The organism is Pseudovibrio flavus (assembly GCF_009711345.1).
Classification (GTDB): Bacteria; Pseudomonadota; Alphaproteobacteria; order Rhizobiales; family Stappiaceae; genus Pseudovibrio; species Pseudovibrio flavus.
This window is the reverse complement of sequence record NZ_SMMA01000066.1, coordinates 95,631-113,938: the sequence shown is the minus strand read 5'-3', so window position 1 is coordinate 113,938 and position 18,308 is coordinate 95,631. Positions and strand designations below refer to the sequence as shown.

Here is an 18,308-nt window from a genome sequence, read left to right as displayed (position 1 = left end):
CGTATTTTTAACCCATTGTTTCCGCTGCGTTATTTTTTAGGGGTCTGTTACACGTTAGGTATGAATGACCCCCATATGTTGCAAAATTACATCATTTTTTCATGCTTCTGATCCAACATTTTGTGGACCGAACCCTTCAACGGCCTTGCATAATAACTATATAGCCCGTTGAAGAAGCACCAATAACTAACCGAATCTCTTCGCGGCCCCTTCCGCGAACAGTGAATTGGACTGACTGCTCACATGCTTTTAGCCTACATAAGCTTGATTGGCGGCTTGGCCGCCCTCGTTGTCGCTGGCGACATACTCGTACGTGGATCTGTGGGCATCGCGACCCGACTGGGTATTCCTTCCCTGATTATCGGTTTGACGATCGTTGCATTCGGCACTTCAGCGCCGGAACTGGTCATTTCCCTCAAATCAGCGATGGAAGGCGCAGACGGCATCGCCATTGGCAACGTTGTCGGCTCCAACATTGCAAACGTGCTTATTGTTCTCGGTCTGCCTGCCCTTATTGCCAATACCCCGTGCAATGAAAAAGGAACCCTTCGCAACTCAGCCTTCATGGTTGCGATCTCCCTCATCTTTATCGGCCTGTGTTATCAGGGCACGCTCTCTGTATTCTCTGGCTTGATCCTTCTGGTCCTGCTTGTTGTGTTCCTCGCAGACTCTGCAAGAACAGCACTGGCTCACCGCAAGTCCACCCGCAGCGAACAGAGTGATGATTCCGAGCTTCTGGGCGATATCGACCCATCGGAACTGCCGGATAGCTACTGGAAAGCAGGCGTAATGGTCGCCATCGGCCTTATTGGCCTGCCGATCAGTGCCCACTTCACCATTGATGGTGCAACCCAAATCGCCGCCCAGTGGGGTGTAAGCGATGCTGTTATCGGCCTCACTGTCGTTGCTCTTGGCACTTCCCTGCCAGAACTTGCAACAACCATGATGGCAGCCATCCGTGGTCATGCGGCTGTGGCGCTCGGTAACGTAATCGGCTCCAACATCTTTAACATTCTGGCGATCCTTGGCATCACCTCTGTTATCACGCCGTTGGACATTCCGGCTCAGTTCTTCGCATTTGATTTCTGGGTCATGCTGGCCTGTGCGCTGCTCGTTCTGTTCTTCACAATCAAGAAGATCGAGCTCAACAAGGTCTGGGGCGTGGGCCTAACGCTTGCCTATGTCGCTTACATCTACGGCGTGTTTGCTGTTGGTCAAGCGGGCTAAATAAAAACGCATAGGCCCACCTATGCACTTTTTATGATAAAAGACAGGGCTTGCCTTTCCTGGGGCAGGCCCTTCATTTTTTGAGCAGAGAACGTGACGTCAGATAGACCTGTACAGGCAGAAGAAACCGTAGCGGAAGATACCCTCCTCCCCCAGATCAATTTTGAGGGAAGTAAATCAACGCTGCCCGAAGGCACCAAAGGCGTGGAAGTTATCAGCGACTTCGTAAAACGGTTGCCGCTGGGACCGGGCGTTTACCGCATGCTGGATGAAAATGGCGACGTATTATATGTCGGCAAAGCGCGCTCGCTCAAAAAACGCGTTACCAGCTACACCCGCGTACAAGGTCAATCGAACCGCATCCTGCGTATGATTATGGCAACAAGCTCAATGGAGTTTGTTGAAACCAGAACAGAAGCTGAAGCCCTTCTTCTTGAGGCCAACCTCATCAAGCGGCTGCGTCCTCGCTTCAACGTTCTTTTGCGTGATGACAAGTCGTTTCCATATATTCTGATTTCTGCAGATCACGAAGCGCCCGCAATCATCAAGCATCGCGGAGCACGTAATCGCAAAGGCAGCTACTTCGGTCCATTCGCCTCCGCTGGAGCGGTGAACGATACGATCAATGCCATGCAGAAGGCCTTCCATATCCGCAACTGCTCAGACAGCTATTACGCCAACCGCTCTCGTCCTTGTCTTCTCTACCAAATCAAGCGATGCGCAGGCCCTTGCACCGGTGAAGTTTCGCCTGAGGGCTACAAAGAACTGGTTGCCGAGGCCAAGGCCTTTCTTTCTGGCCGTAGCCAAGCGATCAAAAAAGACCTTGCAGCCGCTATGGAAGCCGCGTCTGAACAGCTCGACTATGAAAGAGCCGCTGTGTACCGCGACCGCCTAGCCGCGCTGTCTCATGTTCAAAGCCATCAGGGCATAAATCCACAGCACACCGAAGAAGCAGACGTTTTTGCCGTCCATCAAGATGGCGGTCAGGCATGTGTGCAGGTCTTCTTCTTCAGAACCGGTCAGAACTGGGGTAACCGCGCTTACTTCCCTAAGGCGGATAGAAGCTTTACCGAAGCCGAAATCCTGCAGAGTTTCCTTGGCCAGTTTTACGACAACAAGCCGGCCCCTCGCCTCATCCTCCTGTCTCATGAGACAGAAGAACAGGAGCTGCTTGCGCAAGCGCTCTCTGCGCGGTCTGGACATAAGGTCGAGATCACCGTTCCAAAACGCGGTGAAAAGAAAGACCTGCTCGACCACGCAGTAACAAATGCTCGCGGGGCTCTGGGCAGACGCCTTGCCGAAACTTCCAGCCAGCTACGACTGCTCAAGGGCATGGGCGAAGCATTCGCTCTAGACCGGATGCCGCGCAGAGTGGATGTCTTCGATAACTCCCATATCTCGGGCACCCATGCTGTGGGCGGAATGATCGTGGCAGGGCCGGAAGGCTTTGCCAAAGGCCAGTACCGCAAGTTCAACATCAAGTCGGAAGATCTAACCGCTGGCGACGATTACGGGATGATGCGTGAAGTCCTGAAACGTCGCTTCACTCGCCTGCTGAAGGAAAATCCGGAGGGGCTAGAGCAAGCCGCCCGCTTTGCAGAAGGTACGCCGGAGCAAAACGAGGGCGCGGACCAAACCGAGGAGGCAATGGATACCCCGCTCTCCAATGCCGATATTCCGCAGTGGCCTGACCTTGTACTGATTGACGGCGGTCAGGGCCAGCTCTCCGCCGTGCGCAGCACACTGGAGGAGCTTGGCATTACCTCCATCCCACTCGTAGGTATCGCCAAAGGGCCAGACCGCGATGCAGGGCGAGAGAAATTCTTCATCTCCGGCAAACAAAGCTTCATGCTGCCAGAGCGTGACCCCGTGCTTTATTTCGTCCAAAGACTGCGAGACGAAGCACACCGTTTTGCCATTGGCACCCACCGCAGTAAACGGACAAAAGCTATCAGCACAAACCCGCTAGACGAGATCGCAGGAATTGGTCCCACCAGAAAACGTGCACTCCTGCGACATTTCGGAACAGCCAAGGCCGTGTCAAAAGCTGGTATTGACGATTTAACCGCAGTCGAGGGCATCTCCCGCCAAATCGCCAAAGTGATCTACGATCACTTCCATGAATAAACATCATTTGCGTTGATAGGGCACAATGCCGCTTGGCCTACCTGTGGTTGTTTATTTATAACTATCAGAACTTTATGCGTAGGGCCGGTGGGTTTGGTTAAGTCGATTTTTTCTAATTTGAAGTGGCGTGGAATTATCGCGGACATTTCGCTTGCTGTCGCGACGCTGTGCATCGCGATCGCAACATGTGTCTATATTTTCCCGGGAACCTTCTTAGGAGAAGCCGCTGCCTTCTTTGTTCCGCAAATTTTGCTGACCATTGTTCTGGCGCTTGTAGCCTTCATCATAACCTCGGCAAAACTCAATATCTTTTTGGGTTTGGGCTGCTGCCTTCTGCTGCTCGTCTCGTTTTCCTTCTACCGCATAACGCTGGTTCAAACCGGCGGCGCTACTCACAACACCGGCGAATCTTTGAAGCTGATGACCGTGAACCTTGAGCACATGCGCCGTGGTGAAGGCCTACTCAAAAACGCAATCGATAGTCATGATCCAGATCTTGTGGTTTTTCAGGAAACTGGAGGAACCGCGTGGATTATTGAAAAGCTGCTCGCCGATACCTATCCATATTCGTTTTCACCACCGAAGGGTTTTGACGCGGACATCACGATCTTCAGCCGCTTACCGCTGGTAAACAGCAGCCGCTCGGAAATCTCGAATATGCCGCAGAACCCGAATATCACTAAGGAGTTCGTTGAAACGACGGTCCTCGTTGGTGGTGAACGGTTAAAGCTCTTTGCGCTGCATCCATCCAGCCCACGTACCTGGGACCGACTGCGCGCACGTGAAGCCTATATGTCCTATATTCGCAGCCACATTCGGCGCGAGCGTAAAGCAAGTGAAGACAACAGCTCGCTCGCCGTTGTTGGTGACTGGAACACGTCAATCTGGTCGGGCTCAAGCCAGTTTACATTCCGACACTTGGGCCTACATACCCGCTTCCCAAGTAAGCTTCCATCCAACACCCGATACTTCTTCCGTCCAGAGCTGTCTTCGCTCCTCGGAGCTCAGGTTGACCACATCGCCGTGTCTACAGACCTCAGCGTATCGAACCCAAAGGTTGGTCCCCATATCGACTCTGACCATCTACCTCTTGTAGCAGAGATCACTTTCCCCTCGGCAAAAGAGCGTTGAGAACTGCATAAATATCGGGAGAAACGGGAAGGCAGCTGCGGCAGTCTCGGCGAATCCCTGTATGTGTTTTAGCTAAGTTACCTGCTTAAACCATCAGACCGGACATAATGGCGAAGCTCTATTTCAACTACTCGGCAATGAATGCCGGCAAGTCTACCCTACTGCTACAGGCCTCCTATAACTATCAGGAAAGAGGTATGAAGACCCTGCTCTTCACCGCCGCCTTGGATGATAGAACGCAAGTTGGCCAAATCGCCTCCCGTATCGGACTAAACTCCACTGCGCTTCTTTTTGACGAGTCAAAGGATCTCTTTGAGACCATTAAAGAAGAAACCAGCACAGAACGCATAGACGCAGTCTTCATTGATGAGGCCCAGTTCCTCTCGGAAGCGCAGGTATGGCAACTGGCGAAAGTCGCCGACAAACTCCGTATTCCTGTGATGTGCTACGGATTGCGCACCGACTTCCAAGGCAAGCTGTTCCCCGGCAGCGCTGCATTGTTGTCTATTGCAGACATCATGCGCGAAGTTCGCACAATTTGTTGGTGCGGCAAAAAGGCTACCATGGTGGCCCGCCTCGACCAGAATGGCGATATTGTAGAAGAAGGCGATCAGGTCGTTATTGGCGGTGAAGAAAGATACGTCTCTCTGTGTCGCGCCCATTGGCTAGCAAGACAATTGCGCACAGATCAGCTAAAACAACTAGAACCAGAGTTTGAAGCGGTGGGCGTATAAGCCCCACGAACAACCGCAGCATTGAAGGAACCCGGGATAATGTCTTTCCTTTCTCGCCTTTTCGGCTTTTCAGGTAACAAAGAAGCCAGCAAAAAGGGGCCAGAGCCGACCGAACACAAAGGGTTCCTGATTTTTCCAACTCCGCGCAGTGTATCAGGCCAGTGGCAGATCGTTGGCGTTATTCGTCTCACCAAGGACGAAACGACCCTAGAACAGGAATTCATCCGCGCAGACACTTTGCCTAGTGAAGAAGAAGCCATCGCCTTCACCGTCCGCAAGGGTAAGCAGATCATTGACGAAATGGGAGAAAACCTGTTCGATAACTGATCTCTAGGCAGATACGCGCACTTGATATTGCCGTTGACAACCTACACCTGTTGGGGGCACATCACTGTGCAGCTAACGCAACTGGAATGACCGAAGGCTAGAATGAACAACAGCATTGTGTTTTCTCTACCCAATCTTCTAACGTACGGGCGAATTCTCGCAGTTCCCGCAATGGCGGCCTGCTTCTACTTTCCCGGGACGACGTCGAACTGGGTGGCTCTGGCGATTTTCGTAACCGCAGCCCTGACCGACTTTCTAGACGGTTATCTGGCGCGCGCTTGGAAGCAGCAGAGCAAACTGGGCCGTATGCTGGACCCGATTGCAGACAAGCTCCTCGTTTCTGTCAGCCTTCTTGTGCTCACTCACGCTGGTATCATCGGCCAGTGGTCCCTGATCGCTGCTATCATCATCTTGTGCCGCGAGATCCTCGTCTCTGGTCTGCGTGAATTTCTCGCTGAACTGCAGGTCAGTGTACCTGTTACCAAGCTGGCGAAATGGAAGACAACCGTACAGCTCGTTGCCATCGGCTTCCTGATTGTTGGCCCGGCAGGTGATGCGATGTTCCCGTACACAACGCATATCGGCATTGCTCTTCTCTGGCTGGCAGCGATTTTGACGCTCTACACCGGCTACGACTATTTCAGAGTGGGTATGAAGCACCTGATTGACGGATAAGGAAGCACCTATGAGCACCATCAAAGTCCGCTACTTTGCTTGGCTACGCGAGCGCACCGGCACGGCAGAAGAAGCAATTGAGCTGCCGGATAATGTGAACACGCCCGCAGCTTTGATGGAATGGCTCAAACAGCGCGACGAAGCCTACGCCTATGCGTTCGAGGAGACGGATGCGATCCGCACTGCTATTGATCATGAGCATGTGGAACACGACCATCCCCTCACCGGCGCACGCGAAATAGCGTTCTTTCCGCCTATGACGGGCGGCTAAAGCGCAGCAAACGGGTTTACAAATGACAGCGCCTATTACTCCAAAAGTTATCGTGCAGGCTGAAAACTTCGATGTCAGCTTAGAAGAGCGTGAGCTTCGCGAAGGACGATTGGACGTAGGCGCCGTTCTATCGTTTACCGGCATTTGTCGCGACGAAGGCGGCCTTTTGGAAGCTCTTGAGCTAGAGCACTATCCGGGTATGGCAGAAGCAGAGCTGACACGCATCGCGGTTGAAGCATGCAAGCGCTGGCCGCTTACCGGACTGACTGTCATTCACCGTTTCGGCAAGATTAAATCCGGCGAGAATATCGTTCTCGTGGTTGCTGCAAGTGCGCACCGCCGAGCTGCCTTTAACGCCGCCGATTTCCTGATGGATTTCTTGAAAACACGTGCCCCGTTCTGGAAGAAGGAACACTTCAAGCAGGACGGTGAAGGCTCGTGGGTTGCAGCAAAAGAAAAAGACGACGAAGACGCTGCACGCTGGAACTAGAGTTCCAACCCCTCACTACCTTGAAAAAATCTTTCATGAGACTGGGCATTGACAGAGCCTAAGTAGACCTGATTATTCTCTGTAGAGGGGCAATTCAGGTATTGCCCTGTGCCTTGGTTTCGGCCATCCCCCACGACTTATCCAAAAAAATAATAGGAACTAGACAAGGACCACGCATGCTCAGCACGGAATCCCCCGCGCCATCAAAGCTACCGCGCAAGCCTCATGAAGGCATGTCATTCCCTGAGTTTGTCGCTCTTATTGCAGCGTTGATGGCCCTTAACGCGCTATCTATCGATATTATGTTGCCGGGTCTGCCAGACATCGGCAAAGACTTCGGCCTGACAGACCCAAATGAGCGCCAACTCCTCATCACGTCCTACCTTGTAGGGCTTGCCTTCGCTTCCCTAATCTTCGGCCCAATATCGGACTGGATCGGACGTAAGAAGGTTTTGCTTTTCGGCATTGTTCTATTCGCTTTCGGCGCCTTCCTTTCCGCCATGTCAGACACCTTCGGCACCTTACTCCTTTCGCGCGCTGTGCAGGGCATTGGTGCAGCAGCGCCGCGCGTTGTAACTGTGTCCATGGTGCGAGATTGGTATGAAGGCCGCCAGATGGGCCGCGTCATGTCCCTCGCTATGATGGTTTTCATGGCAGCGCCTATTCTCGCTCCCTCCATTGGGCAGTCGATCCTGTTTATCGGCCCGTGGGAGTGGATCTTTGCGTTCTTGACGCTGTTTGGCGTATGCCTGCTCGCTTGGTGCTACACCCGCCTACCGGAAAGCCTTGAGCCGGAGAACCGGCGCAGAATGAGCTTCGGCTTTGTTCTAAACGCCTACAAGACCGTGCTGACAACCCGCCTTACCTTCGGCTACATGCTCGCCATGTCGTTCGTATTTGGTGGCTTGATGAGCTTCATCAACTCGGCGCAGCAAATCTTCGTCGACATCTTCGATCTGGGAACCACCTTCCCGATTGTCTTTGCAGTGATCGCCGCGTCCCTGTCGCTCGCATCTTATCTCAACGCCCGTTTCGTTGAGAAGTACGGTCTACGCCGCCTCTCCCACATGGCATTGTTCGGCTATACGGCCGTCAGCATCATCCATGCGATAGTGGCGCTTTCCGGCCTTTCCAACCTTGCTACCTTCATCTGCTTGCAGATGCTGATCATGTTCTTCTTTGGCTTCATCGGACCAAACTTCAATACAATGGCAATGGAACCACTTGCGAAGATCGCAGGCACCGGCTCCGCCATGATCGGCTTTTTCTCAACGTTGGTTAGTGCTTTGCTTGGCGCGGCAGTAGGGGCAATGTTCGACGGAACGATCATTCCGTTCACTCTCGGCTTCTCTACCTTCGGCATTCTTGCAATGATTACGGTTTACATCACCGAGGGCGGTGAATTTATGAAACCGCAACACGAGCAGTAAGCACCGAACCATACAAACAAAAAACCCCGCGAAGCGATCTTCGCGGGGTTTTCTTTTTTCTTAACGAAAAGCAGATCAGGACGCTGCGCGCATCGCATTTGCGTGAGCACGAACTTCAGCCTGATAATCGGTAACCAGTGCGCGGGAGATATCGCCCACTTGGAAGTTGAACTCGCCGATTTCAGAAACAGGCGTCACTTCCACAGCTGTACCGGTGAGGAAGCATTCCTCAAAGCTTGCCAGCTCCTCAGGCATGATGGCACGTTCAACAACCTCGATCCCGCGACGCTGCGCAAGTTCGATAACAGTGCGACGTGTAATACCATCAAGGAAGCAGTCTGGCGTTGGCGTATGCAGCTTGCCTTCTTTCACGAAGAAAACGTTCGCACCGGTCGCCTCTGCTACCTGACCACGATAATCAAGCATCAGCGCGTCGGCATAGCCGCGACCTTCCGCTTCATGCTTGGAGAGCGTGCAGATCATGTACAGGCCCGCAGCCTTGGACTTGTATGGCGCAGTTTTCGGGTCTGGACGGCGATACTTAGCCATATCCAGACGAATACCCTTCATAACCTCTTCCGGTTTGAAGTAGCTAGGCCACTCCCAAGCAGCAATGGCCATGTGAATGGTATTGCGCTGAGCAGATACAGCCATCATTTCGCTACCACGCCATGCAACAGGGCGGAAATAGGCATCAACGAGGTTCATACGCTTGATGAGATCACGACATGCATCGTTAATCACTTCAACGCTGTAAGGAATCTCGAAGCCCATCACTTCGGCGGATGCGTGTAGACGGCGAGTGTGCTCATCGAGCTTGAAAATCTCACCACCGTATGCGCGCTGTCCTTCAAAGACGCAACTGCCATAATGTAGCCCGTGCGTTAGCACGTGCACGTTCGCGTCAGCCCAGTCGACAATTTTGCCATCATACCAGATGACACCTTCTCGCTGATCAAACGGAACACCCGCCATTTCTAATACTCCTGTCCGGCGACAATTCACAGGTCGTGCAGTACGATTACCGCACCTGCCATAGCTTGTACTGGTTTAAACTGTTAGATAATTTCCAAGTTAATCTTGCTGTCTTGCTGCTTAGCAAGTACGCAATCATCTTCAAGAGACGGAACAACCGAGATCTGAAGGATAATAAAATTACCTATAAAGAACTCTGCGTGTTCAATCGTTTCATGAGAGACACAAATCTTGTAACAACCAGAAAGAAATAAGTCAATAAACCTGACTTATTTTTTTGAAGTATCCAAAATTTAGGCAAAAGCGTGCAAACTTGGGATTTTTTAGGCATGAGCCAAGACGACACCGGAACACCACGTTTTGATCTGATCGAGCTATTATTCTTTGCATACCGCGACTTTACTGCCGATCCTGACATTCTTTTGAACGAGATTGGCTATGGCCGAGCCCACCATCGCGTCTTGCACTTTGTCCACCGCAACCCGGGCATGACTGTTTCTGATCTCCTGGAAATATTGAGAATTACGAAACAAAGCCTCGGCCGCGTGCTGAAACAGCTTGTTGATGACGGGTATATCCTGCAAGAACCGGGTCCTCTGGACCGTCGTCAGCGCTTGCTGTACACCTCGGATAAAGGGCGGGAACTTTCAGAGCAGCTCTCTCAATTGCAAACACGCCGGATCAACAATACCATCTCCAAGATGGCACCGGGCAGCGACGAGAAGGTTCGCGAGTTTCTGTACCTGATGATTGACGAGAACCAACGCAGTGAGGTCGCGCGTTTGATCGGGGATGATCTGAGCGCGAAGGGCGAGTAGTGAAGCAACAAAGTGCACCGGGCGATGATGCCTCCCATATCCTGCTGATCGATGACGACAGCCGCATCCGCGATCTGCTTCGCCAGTTTCTTGGCGACAACGGCTTTCGCGTAACGACCGCTCGCGATGCCAGCGAAGCACGCAGACGGATGGAAGGGCTGGAGTTTGACCTCCTGATCCTCGATGTCATGATGCCCGGTGAAACAGGCTTGGAACTGGCTGCAGACCTGCGCCAACGCCTTGATGTGCCAATTCTAATGCTTACCGCTCGTTCCGAGGCTGATGACCGCATTGCGGGCCTTGAAGCTGGTGTTGATGACTATTTGGCAAAACCTTTTGAGCCTCGCGAACTTCTTTTGCGCATCAGCGCCATTCTGCGCCGGGGCGGCCCTAAATTGAAGGCGAAGCCGGAAACTATCCGTTTTGGCCCGTTCCAGTACAACCCTGAACGCGGCGAATTGAAACGCAACGAAGAGTTCATTCGCCTGACAGACCGCGAAAAGCAGATACTCAATCTGTTTGCAGAAAAGCACGAGCAGATTGTTGCCAGAACAGATTTGATTGGCGAAGACAGCTCGCTTGGTGAGCGTACCGTTGATGTGCAGATCAACAGATTACGCCGCAAGATCGAGGAAGATCCGGGCAATCCGCTCTATCTTCAAACCGTTCGCGGTATCGGTTATCGTCTCATCACAGACTGATTGATTTATTCGCTCTAAGCGCGAGTGGGCATATATGAGCCTTTCAAAATTCCTGCGACTACCCTCTTGGATGCAGCCTTTGCTAGCGCCCTACAATGCGCTGGCCAATTGGCTGCACCGTATCCTTCCAAAGAGCTTGTACGTCCGCGCGCTCATGATCATCGTGATCCCGATTGTTCTGCTGCAATCGGTTGTCGCCTTCGTGTTTATGGAGAGGCACTACGACCTCGTAACTCGTCGCCTCTCGGAGGCCGTTGTTAGGCAGATGGCGGCCGTTGTGGAGATGGTTGAGACCTATAACCACAATGACAACTACACAGATCTAAAGCGCATCTCAGCCAACGCCCTTGGTCTTTCGGTTACCGTTATGCCCAAGGAGCCGCTACCGAAACCAGCACCAAAACCCTTCTTCGATCTGGTTGATCGCTACATGAGCAGAGAGATTGCGGCTCGCATCGCCAAACCGTTTTCGCTCAACACCATCGGTGAAGGCCGCTTTATTGAGGTACGCGTGCAGGTTGGCGACCACACGGTTCGTATCATCACACGCCGCAACCAGACCTACGCATCAAACTCGCATATTTTCATCGTATGGATGGTGGCAACTTCGCTCATCCTCATCTGCATTGCTCTGCTATTCCTACGCAATCAGATCAGGCCAATCGAGCGATTGGCAAGAGCTGCTGAAGAGTTCGGCAAGGGCCGAGAAATAAAGGGCTTCCGGCCACAAGGTGCTAGAGAGGTTAGACGTGCCGCGCATACTTTCCTTGATATGCGCCGCCGCATTGAACGCCACGTTGAACAGCGTACAATCATGCTTGCAGGTGTGAGCCATGATCTTCGCACCATTCTCACGCGCTTCCGCCTGCAGCTGGCAGTAATGGAAGACAGCCCTGATGTCATTGCACTGCGCAGAGACGTCGACGAGATGAGCCGCATGCTTGAGGACTACCTGTCCTTTAGCAAAGGCTACGGTGAAGAAAAATCCAACCCTGCCGACATCGCACTGATGATTGAAGACCTGGAGGTTGAGGCAGAAGTTGTGGGAGCCGACATTGCATCCACCTTCGAAGGCGACCCGATGGTTATCGTGAAGGAGCAGGCGTTCCGACGTTTCCTTCTCAACGTCATCTCCAATGCGGCGCGTTACGGTAAGACGATCCGTATCAAAGGCTACCGAACAGACGACTGGCTGATCATCACCGTCGATGACGATGGCCCCGGCATTCCGGAAAATGAACGAGAGGCAGTTTTCCGCCCGTTCTATCGTTTGGATGCAGCACGCAATCAAGATAGCGGCGGCTCCGGGCTTGGCCTTTCCATCGCCCGTGACATCATCCGCAGTCACGGCGGCGAGATTTTCCTTCGCAAGTCGCCACTTGGCGGTCTCCGCGTGCGGGCGCGCATTCCAATCTAACGCTTGAGGTTGGGCGGTTAGTACAACCGCCCGCCAATTGGCACGTCTTGACTTGGCTTTATCAAAACCACATCGCCATTTTCGTCCGGCACGCCAAGCGTCAGCACCTCAGACATAAACTTGCCGATCTGCCGAGGCGCGAAGTTCACGACACCCATCACAAGGCGACCCTGCAGATCTTCCATGGTGTAGTGAACCGTGATCTGGGCTGAAGTCTTTTTAACACCGATCTCCGGACCGAAATCGATCCATAGTTTGTAGGCAGGCTTGCGGGCTTCAGGAAATGGCTGCACATCCACGATCTTGCCAACGCGAATATCCACTTTCAGAAAATCATCAAAACTTGCCACTGCGGGCTCTTTCAATTCACTCATCAAACTACCCAATCAAACCAAATGAGCCTACGCTCGCTTTCTTCCAAACAGTCTTTTAACAAACGGACCAGCCAGTTTTTGCGCTTTCTCAACGCGCCCCATCCACCTCTGGCCTTCCTTCAACATATCATCCAAAGCCACCATCGTTTTGGGTTGCCCCGGATCTGTCTCATCCAGCCAAACGGAAATGACACGGCCAAATCCAACCGCCAACGCGCGGCTCATGCCAGCCCTTCGCAGTCCTGTTTCGTTGATGGCTGCTGCAACCATCATCCAATCCATTGACCGACTAATCATCCCCAAAAGAGCAAGACGCAAGACCGGATCGCCACTCATAGCCGCTTCAATATTATGCAGCGCTCCCCGATAAGGCTCCAGCGCGTCCAAGCGGCTCATCAACACATCAAACAGCCGGTCACGACTGCCTTCCTCTGCAATGTCCTCTCGCGCTTCTGAAAGCACTTTCTGGTCGATCTCGCTGATGAAAGCGCCAAGCATTTCCTCTTTGCTGGCATAGCTCGCCCTAACAACATCGAGCCCTACACCCGCTTCCTCCGCAATCTGCTCGTAGCCAACGGCCTCATAGGCGTTCGCATCTAGCAACTTAATGAAGCTGGCGACAATCTTCTTTCGCGTTTTCTCAGTTGGCAAAATGCGATCTCCAGAAAATGAAAAAGGGGTGGCAACAAAGCTACCACCCACTACGCATTTGTCCATAGAACTGGATCAGAAACAGCGCCGTCTGTTTACTTTGAAAGTTCAGCCGCGCGATCAGCAGCCGCCTTAACTGCCTTAGACATCAGGCTTTCCAGAGCCCCATCTTCCATAAGCACACCAAGCGCTGCCGCTGTAGTACCGCCCGGAGATGTAACATTCTGGCGAAGTGTTGCTGCATCAAGGTCAGATTGATAGAGCAGCTCGCCTGCACCGCAAACGGTCTGGCGCGCAAGCTGCATAGCAACCTCGGAAGACAACCCGAGTTTCTCACCCGCTGCGGCGAGACACTCTACAAGGTGGAACACATAGGCCGGACCGGAGCCACTCACCGCGGTCACAAAATCGATCTGCTGCTCGCTATCCACCCAAGCAAATGCTCCGACGGAGCTTAGAAGCAGAGCAACAAGCCCTCTCTGCTCGGCGCTGATATTGTCTGTCGCAAAAGCAGCGGTTACGCCTCGCCCAACCTGTGCAGGTGTGTTCGGCATTGCGCGAACGACAACGCAGCCTGCTCCAAAGTATTGCTGGAAGGTATCGATGGAAGTACCTGCCGCGATGGAAAGGATAAGCGTGCCCTTCCCTGCCATCTTGGCAACATCAGGCAAAACAGCAGCCATCATCTGCGGCTTGATAGCCACGATGATCATCTGCGCGTTCACGCTATCATCGCTTGCAGTCAGATGACGAATGTCGTTGGAAGATAAAAACTCGCTCATTTCAGAGGCAGGCGCAGGGTCAACCACTACAACTGCTTCTGGAGCAACGCCATTGGCAATCCAGCCGGCAAGCATCGCGCCGCCCATCTTGCCAGCACCCACCAATACAAGTGGGGCGTCTTTTGTAAAACTCATGCTTCTCCTGCTGTCTCGAACAATGCGGTTTCAACGGCCTCGTTCGCCGTTTTACCCGCCCATACTACAAACTGGAAAGCCTGATAGTATCGTTCACAGGACTCAAGAGCATTTGAAAGAAGAACTTCGAGCTGTCGCACATTCGCTTCCGCACCACCTGCCAACAGCAAGGTCTGGCGGAAGATAACAACCCCTTCATTAGACCAGAGATCGAAGTGGCCAATCCACATCTGCTCGTTAACAAGCGCAAGTAGACGGGTAATCTCGGTCACTCTAGGCTCAGGAACCCGAAGATCGAAGGCACTTGCCAAATGCAAAGCTTCCAGATCTTCCATCCATGAAAAGGAAATCTGATAGTCGGTCCAGCTACCTTTGACGGAAATTGAGATCTCGTCGTCCCCAAGCCGTTCGAATGACCAGTCATTCATATGGGCAAGCTGCTCGATAGCATCTACGGGATGACTGGATCGTTCGGCTTCGAATTCCATGAGACTCATGCGGGGTCTCCGTCGGCTGGAGCTATGGTTTACGACACAGTACAGATCGTGTTTGCGAAGCGTTCAAAGGCAATCAACGGTTCCCTAAAGTTTATCAAGTGAACCTACAGGACGACGCTAGTGCGTCAGCCTAGTATTTGACGCTTCGAATCTTTTTCTTGCTTTCAATATATAGGCAACTTCCCGTAAAACGATACAGAGGCACCGGTAAGAACATTGCGAAAATTGTGGACGACAACGCACCGCCCACAGAATATTCACATGTAATTTTAAGCGAGGTTAGTCCTCTTTTACCTCACTCTTGGATTCTTCATTGGCTGAAAGCTTGGCTTCAAGTGCAGCAATACGCTGTTCAAGGCGTTCAACTTCGTCCAGTGCTTTCACAGCCATGTCTTTAACCGTGTCGAACTCTTCACGCGAGACGATATCCATATCAGAAAGGAAACGCTCGGCCTGCGCACGAAATGCAGTCTGAACTTCGCGTTGGGCACCTTGCGCCACACCCGCTGCATCAGTCATGAGTTTTGCAAGTTCATCCAGAAAACGGTTTGGTGAATGGCTCATAGGGCTCTCCCGTGTTTGCTCATAGACAACACCTATTGATCAGCGCAGACGACTTCAAGAGGTAAGCAGCGGCAAGCACAGGTTTAGGTCGTTTCACACTGATTTTACTGCTCCTCCCCTGCTCTTTGGTGCAGGATTGCCTAAATCTGCCAAGATCGTTAGGCAGTAACAGAAACCTTTTTCTTTAAACGGATGAATCATGCCTTTTCTTGCGCTGCCATTTCCTGCGATTGACCCTGTACTCATCGAATTCGGTCCGGTCGCGATCCGCTGGTACGCCCTTTCCTACATCGCAGGAATTCTGCTGGCATGGTACTTCATGCGCCGCCTTGCTGCAGACCCACGCCTCACAGTTGGCACCAAGCCACCAAGCCTGACTGATATTGACGACTTTGTTGTCTGGGCAGCTCTGGGTATCGTGCTGGGCGGACGACTTGGCTACGTCCTTTTCTATAATTTCGAATATTACCTGCAGAACCCGATGGAAATCCTCGCCGTATGGCATGGCGGCATGGCATTCCATGGCGGGTTCCTTGGCTTGATGACGGCGATTGTGCTTTATTCACGCTCTCGCGGTCTATCGCCCCTCACCTTCCTTGATCTCATTGGCGCGGTTGCTCCCGTCGGCTTGTTCTTCGGCCGCATCGCAAACTTCATTAATGGTGAGCTTTGGGGACGCCCAACCGATGTGCCTTGGGCAATTGTTTTCCCGCATGGCGGCCCTTTTGCACGTCACCCAAGCCAGCTCTATGAAGCGGCGCTGGAAGGCTTTGTCCTCTTCTTCGTTCTTCGCTTCTTGATCTATCGCTTCGACCTGCTGAAAAAGCCGGGCGCTATCGCCGGCTGCTTTGCAATTGGCTATGGCCTTGCCCGCACCTTCGTCGAATTCTTCCGAGAGCCAGATGCCCATATCGGTTACATTGGCGGCTTTGTGACCATGGGCATGATCCTCTCTCTACCAATGATACTCGGCGGCCTAGCTCTGCTGCTCTATGCTCTTCGCTCCAACACCGAAAGCAGTGCTGCGAAAGGCAAGAGCTAATGGAAAGCACCCCGCTGCTCGACAAGCTACGCCGTTACATCGAGACCGACGGACCAATGTCACTAGCGCGTTATATGGAGCTGTGTCTCAGCGATCCGCAGCACGGCTATTACATGACGCGGCCACCGTTCGGGCAGGAAGGCGATTTCATAACAGCGCCAGAGGTCTCACAGCTATTCGGCGAAATTGTTGGTGCGTGGCTGGTCCACACTTGGGTTCAGCAAGGATGCCCTGCCCCGTTTAACCTCGTAGAGTTTGGACCGGGCCGCGGTACGTTGATCAAAGACATCCTGCGTGTTGCGCGGCTGCGGGCAGACTTCATGGCCGCGATGAACCTTCACCTAGTGGAAACAAGCCCGCGCCTTGAAGAGATTCAGCGAACAGCACTCTCCGGAACCAATGCTACATGGCATAAAGGCTTTGGCTCTATTCCCGAAGGTCCAATCTTCCTCGTTGCCAATGAGCTGTTTGATGCGCTGCCCATCCAGCACTTCCAAAAGGCTCAGGATGGGCGCTGGCTTGAACGCAGCGTAGGGCTCAACGAAGATCGGGAACTAACTCTCGGTCTCGGTATTATCGAACTTCCGCCACACGCCCTACCGCCAAACGCAGACAAGGTTGAAGCAGGGTCCGTGCTGGAAATCGGCGCAATGGGCATCGCCCTCATGGGAGCCATCGCCAAGCAGATTAAAACCCACGGCGGCGCGGCACTCATTATTGACTACGGCTACACCCGCACCCAAATCGGCGAGACACTTCAGGCGATAAAGAGCCACCAGTTCTGCGATTTCTTCCGCTATCCCGGTGGTAGCGATCTGTCGTCCCATGTGAACTTCGAAGCGCTTGCAGCAGCAGCGAAAGCGGCTGGCGCTCACACCCACGGTGCCATCACTCAAGCGGACTTCCTTTTGCGACTCGGCTTGCTGGAACGTGCGGGACAGCTGGGCAGCGGCCAATCACCTGATGAGCAGGAAGCTATTCGCGTAGCAGTCGAACGGCTTGCCGCCGACAACCAAATGGGCAACCTTTTCAAAGTTCTGGCCGTAACGAACACCCAAGACGCCCCGGCAGCTTTCACCGGATAACCCCATTAAAGAAATTGACATTCACTTCCCTTAGGGCTCAACTCCACGCATTGAGAGATTAAGGACGTTTGCATGATTAAAGCACAGGCGCTTGAGGCTCTTTCCGGCATAGACCACGGCTTTTTCACCCGCCGCAATGGTGTGTCCAAGGGTATCTATGAGAGTCTCAACGTAGGTCTGGGCTCCAACGACGACCAAGACAGTGTTTTGGAGAACCGTCGCCGCGTAGCCGCATCTTTGAATGTTGATGCAGACAACCTCGTCACCCCATACCAGATTCACTCTGCACGCGTTTTGACCGTAAGCGGTCCATTTGATCCTGAGCAGAACCGTGAAGCGGATGCCCTCGTCACCAACACGCGTGGCATAGCTATCGGCGTTCTCACAGCAGATTGCGGCCCTGTTCTTTTTGCAGATGCACAGCACGGTGTGATCGGCGCAGCCCACGCGGGCTGGAAGGGTGCATTCTCCGGTATCTTAGATAATACGCTGGAAGCAATGTTTGAGCTGGGCGCACGGCCGGAAAGCACTGTTGCTGTCCTTGGCCCAACCATCTCTAGCGGCGCTTACGAAGTAGGCAGCGAATTTCACGAGCGGTTCAAAGAAGAAGACCCGCGCCTTTGCCGGTTCTTCAAGCCGTCTGACCGACCGCAACATTTCATGTTCGATCTACCATCTTTCATTATGTTCCAGCTGGACCGAGCAGGAGTGAACCAAGTGTTCAACCTCGGCCGCTGCACCTACGGAGAAGAGGATACATTCTTCTCCTACCGTCGAACCACGCACAGAAGAGAACCTGACTATGGCCGTCAGATCTCTGCAATTACCTTGATCTAGATTTGGATAAGGGAGCAA

21 protein-coding genes are annotated in these 18,308 nt (G+C 52.9%); 15 read left to right on the top strand and 6 right to left on the bottom strand.

The features are described 5' to 3' along the window. Positions 1 to 243 precede the first annotated feature (243 nt). From E1162_RS17525 to E1162_RS17485, 9 genes are all read left to right on the top strand, one after another. The gene (locus E1162_RS17525) at positions 244 to 1,227 is read left to right on the top strand and encodes a calcium/sodium antiporter (protein ID WP_155134080.1); all 984 of its coding nucleotides are present in this window, start codon (positions 244 to 246) and stop codon (positions 1,225 to 1,227) included. A gap of 93 nt (positions 1,228 to 1,320) precedes the next feature. Next, complete coding sequence (gene uvrC / locus E1162_RS17520; protein ID WP_371312007.1) at positions 1,321 to 3,354, top strand: excinuclease ABC subunit UvrC; 2,034 nt, start codon at positions 1,321 to 1,323, stop codon at positions 3,352 to 3,354. Positions 3,355 to 3,447: 93 nt separating this feature from the next. Further along, positions 3,448 to 4,485 (top strand): endonuclease/exonuclease/phosphatase family protein, encoded by a 1,038-nt coding sequence (locus E1162_RS17515; RefSeq protein WP_155134076.1) that lies wholly within the window; start codon positions 3,448 to 3,450, stop codon positions 4,483 to 4,485. A gap of 107 nt (positions 4,486 to 4,592) precedes the next feature. Continuing rightward, entirely contained in the window at positions 4,593 to 5,219 is a 627-nt protein-coding gene (locus E1162_RS17510; protein WP_155134073.1) for a thymidine kinase, read from the top strand. Between the two features lie 39 nt (positions 5,220 to 5,258). After that, positions 5,259 to 5,546, top strand: a complete 288-nt coding sequence (locus E1162_RS17505) for an HlyU family transcriptional regulator (protein WP_155134070.1) — start codon at positions 5,259 to 5,261, stop codon at positions 5,544 to 5,546. A gap of 102 nt (positions 5,547 to 5,648) precedes the next feature. Further along, on the top strand, positions 5,649 to 6,221 hold the full coding sequence (gene pgsA, locus E1162_RS17500; protein WP_155134067.1) for a CDP-diacylglycerol--glycerol-3-phosphate 3-phosphatidyltransferase: 573 nt from the start codon (positions 5,649 to 5,651) through the stop codon (positions 6,219 to 6,221). A gap of 19 nt (positions 6,222 to 6,240) precedes the next feature. Further along, the gene (gene moaD / locus E1162_RS17495) at positions 6,241 to 6,492 is read left to right on the top strand and encodes a molybdopterin converting factor subunit 1 (RefSeq protein ID WP_371312027.1); all 252 of its coding nucleotides are present in this window, start codon (positions 6,241 to 6,243) and stop codon (positions 6,490 to 6,492) included. Positions 6,493 to 6,514: 22 nt separating this feature from the next. Next, positions 6,515 to 6,982 carry a molybdenum cofactor biosynthesis protein MoaE gene (locus E1162_RS17490; RefSeq protein ID WP_155134061.1) on the top strand — a complete coding sequence of 156 codons (468 nt, stop codon included), beginning with the start codon at positions 6,515 to 6,517 and terminating at the stop codon, positions 6,980 to 6,982. 176 nt (positions 6,983 to 7,158) lie between these two features. After that, positions 7,159 to 8,412 (top strand): multidrug effflux MFS transporter, encoded by a 1,254-nt coding sequence (locus E1162_RS17485; protein ID WP_257099097.1) that lies wholly within the window; start codon positions 7,159 to 7,161, stop codon positions 8,410 to 8,412. Positions 8,413 to 8,487: 75 nt separating this feature from the next. Here E1162_RS17485 and E1162_RS17480 read toward each other — a convergent pair whose 3' ends face one another. Continuing rightward, positions 8,488 to 9,387, bottom strand: a complete 900-nt coding sequence (locus E1162_RS17480) for a branched-chain amino acid aminotransferase (RefSeq protein ID WP_155134058.1) — start codon at positions 9,385 to 9,387, stop codon at positions 8,488 to 8,490. A gap of 329 nt (positions 9,388 to 9,716) precedes the next feature. On the opposite strand from E1162_RS17480, the gene E1162_RS17475 reads away from it, so the two are divergent. The 3 genes from E1162_RS17475 to E1162_RS17465 are packed head-to-tail and all read left to right on the top strand — an operon-like array spanning position 9,717 to position 12,323. Continuing rightward, on the top strand, positions 9,717 to 10,205 hold the full coding sequence (locus E1162_RS17475; protein ID WP_155134055.1) for a MarR family winged helix-turn-helix transcriptional regulator: 489 nt from the start codon (positions 9,717 to 9,719) through the stop codon (positions 10,203 to 10,205). Then, positions 10,205 to 10,906, top strand: a complete 702-nt coding sequence (locus E1162_RS17470; protein WP_371312006.1) for a response regulator — start codon at positions 10,205 to 10,207, stop codon at positions 10,904 to 10,906. Before E1162_RS17475 ends, E1162_RS17470 begins: the two co-directional genes overlap by 1 nt. A gap of 34 nt (positions 10,907 to 10,940) precedes the next feature. Then, complete coding sequence (locus E1162_RS17465; RefSeq protein WP_155134052.1) at positions 10,941 to 12,323, top strand: ATP-binding protein; 1,383 nt, start codon at positions 10,941 to 10,943, stop codon at positions 12,321 to 12,323. Between the two features lie 17 nt (positions 12,324 to 12,340). Here E1162_RS17465 and E1162_RS17460 read toward each other — a convergent pair whose 3' ends face one another. The 5 genes from E1162_RS17460 to E1162_RS17440 all read right to left on the bottom strand — a co-directional run bounded on the left by E1162_RS17460 (position 12,341) and on the right by E1162_RS17440 (position 15,326). Further along, complete coding sequence (locus E1162_RS17460; RefSeq protein ID WP_155134049.1) at positions 12,341 to 12,697, bottom strand: tRNA-binding protein; 357 nt, start codon at positions 12,695 to 12,697, stop codon at positions 12,341 to 12,343. A gap of 27 nt (positions 12,698 to 12,724) precedes the next feature. Further along, positions 12,725 to 13,348: a TetR/AcrR family transcriptional regulator gene (locus E1162_RS17455; protein ID WP_155134046.1), complete on the bottom strand. Its 624-nt coding sequence runs from the start codon at positions 13,346 to 13,348 to the stop codon at positions 12,725 to 12,727. A gap of 95 nt (positions 13,349 to 13,443) precedes the next feature. Then, positions 13,444 to 14,265, bottom strand: a complete 822-nt coding sequence (gene proC, locus E1162_RS17450) for a pyrroline-5-carboxylate reductase (protein WP_155134043.1) — start codon at positions 14,263 to 14,265, stop codon at positions 13,444 to 13,446. Next, positions 14,262 to 14,762, bottom strand: coding sequence for a type III secretion system chaperone family protein (locus E1162_RS17445; protein ID WP_155134040.1), 501 nt, complete (start codon positions 14,760 to 14,762; stop codon positions 14,262 to 14,264). The genes proC and E1162_RS17445 overlap by 4 nt, the downstream gene beginning before the upstream one ends. A 279-nt stretch (positions 14,763 to 15,041) precedes the next feature. Next, positions 15,042 to 15,326 (bottom strand): accessory factor UbiK family protein, encoded by a 285-nt coding sequence (locus E1162_RS17440; protein ID WP_155134037.1) that lies wholly within the window; start codon positions 15,324 to 15,326, stop codon positions 15,042 to 15,044. A 199-nt stretch (positions 15,327 to 15,525) separates the two neighbouring features. Here E1162_RS17440 and lgt point away from each other — a divergent pair, with 199 nt between their 5' ends. From lgt to pgeF, 3 genes are all read left to right on the top strand, one after another. After that, positions 15,526 to 16,368 (top strand): prolipoprotein diacylglyceryl transferase, encoded by an 843-nt coding sequence (gene lgt / locus E1162_RS17435; RefSeq protein WP_155134034.1) that lies wholly within the window; start codon positions 15,526 to 15,528, stop codon positions 16,366 to 16,368. Beyond that, on the top strand, positions 16,368 to 17,453 hold the full coding sequence (locus tag E1162_RS17430; protein ID WP_155134031.1) for a class I SAM-dependent methyltransferase: 1,086 nt from the start codon (positions 16,368 to 16,370) through the stop codon (positions 17,451 to 17,453). The genes lgt and E1162_RS17430 overlap by 1 nt, the downstream gene beginning before the upstream one ends. A gap of 72 nt (positions 17,454 to 17,525) precedes the next feature. Further along, complete coding sequence (gene pgeF, locus E1162_RS17425) at positions 17,526 to 18,290, top strand: peptidoglycan editing factor PgeF (RefSeq protein ID WP_155134028.1); 765 nt, start codon at positions 17,526 to 17,528, stop codon at positions 18,288 to 18,290. The last annotated feature ends 18 nt before the right edge of the window (positions 18,291 to 18,308 follow it).

Coding starts and splice junctions, on each gene's coding strand:
- E1162_RS17525 (WP_155134080.1), top strand. CDS start 244: ATGCTTTTAGCCTACATAAGCTTGATTGGCGGCTTGGCCGCCCTCGTT.
- E1162_RS17510 (WP_155134073.1), top strand. CDS start 4,593: ATGGCGAAGCTCTATTTCAACTACTCGGCAATGAATGCCGGCAAGTCT.
- E1162_RS17505 (WP_155134070.1), top strand. CDS start 5,259: ATGTCTTTCCTTTCTCGCCTTTTCGGCTTTTCAGGTAACAAAGAAGCC.
- pgsA (WP_155134067.1), top strand. CDS start 5,649: ATGAACAACAGCATTGTGTTTTCTCTACCCAATCTTCTAACGTACGGG.
- E1162_RS17490 (WP_155134061.1), top strand. CDS start 6,515: ATGACAGCGCCTATTACTCCAAAAGTTATCGTGCAGGCTGAAAACTTC.
- E1162_RS17485 (WP_257099097.1), top strand. CDS start 7,159: ATGCTCAGCACGGAATCCCCCGCGCCATCAAAGCTACCGCGCAAGCCT.
- E1162_RS17480 (WP_155134058.1), bottom strand. CDS start 9,387: ATGGCGGGTGTTCCGTTTGATCAGCGAGAAGGTGTCATCTGGTATGAT.
- E1162_RS17475 (WP_155134055.1), top strand. CDS start 9,717: ATGAGCCAAGACGACACCGGAACACCACGTTTTGATCTGATCGAGCTA.
- E1162_RS17465 (WP_155134052.1), top strand. CDS start 10,941: ATGAGCCTTTCAAAATTCCTGCGACTACCCTCTTGGATGCAGCCTTTG.
- E1162_RS17460 (WP_155134049.1), bottom strand. CDS start 12,697: ATGAGTGAATTGAAAGAGCCCGCAGTGGCAAGTTTTGATGATTTTCTG.
- proC (WP_155134043.1), bottom strand. CDS start 14,265: ATGAGTTTTACAAAAGACGCCCCACTTGTATTGGTGGGTGCTGGCAAG.
- E1162_RS17445 (WP_155134040.1), bottom strand. CDS start 14,762: ATGAGTCTCATGGAATTCGAAGCCGAACGATCCAGTCATCCCGTAGAT.
- E1162_RS17440 (WP_155134037.1), bottom strand. CDS start 15,326: ATGAGCCATTCACCAAACCGTTTTCTGGATGAACTTGCAAAACTCATG.
- lgt (WP_155134034.1), top strand. CDS start 15,526: ATGCCTTTTCTTGCGCTGCCATTTCCTGCGATTGACCCTGTACTCATC.
- E1162_RS17430 (WP_155134031.1), top strand. CDS start 16,368: ATGGAAAGCACCCCGCTGCTCGACAAGCTACGCCGTTACATCGAGACC.
- pgeF (WP_155134028.1), top strand. CDS start 17,526: ATGATTAAAGCACAGGCGCTTGAGGCTCTTTCCGGCATAGACCACGGC.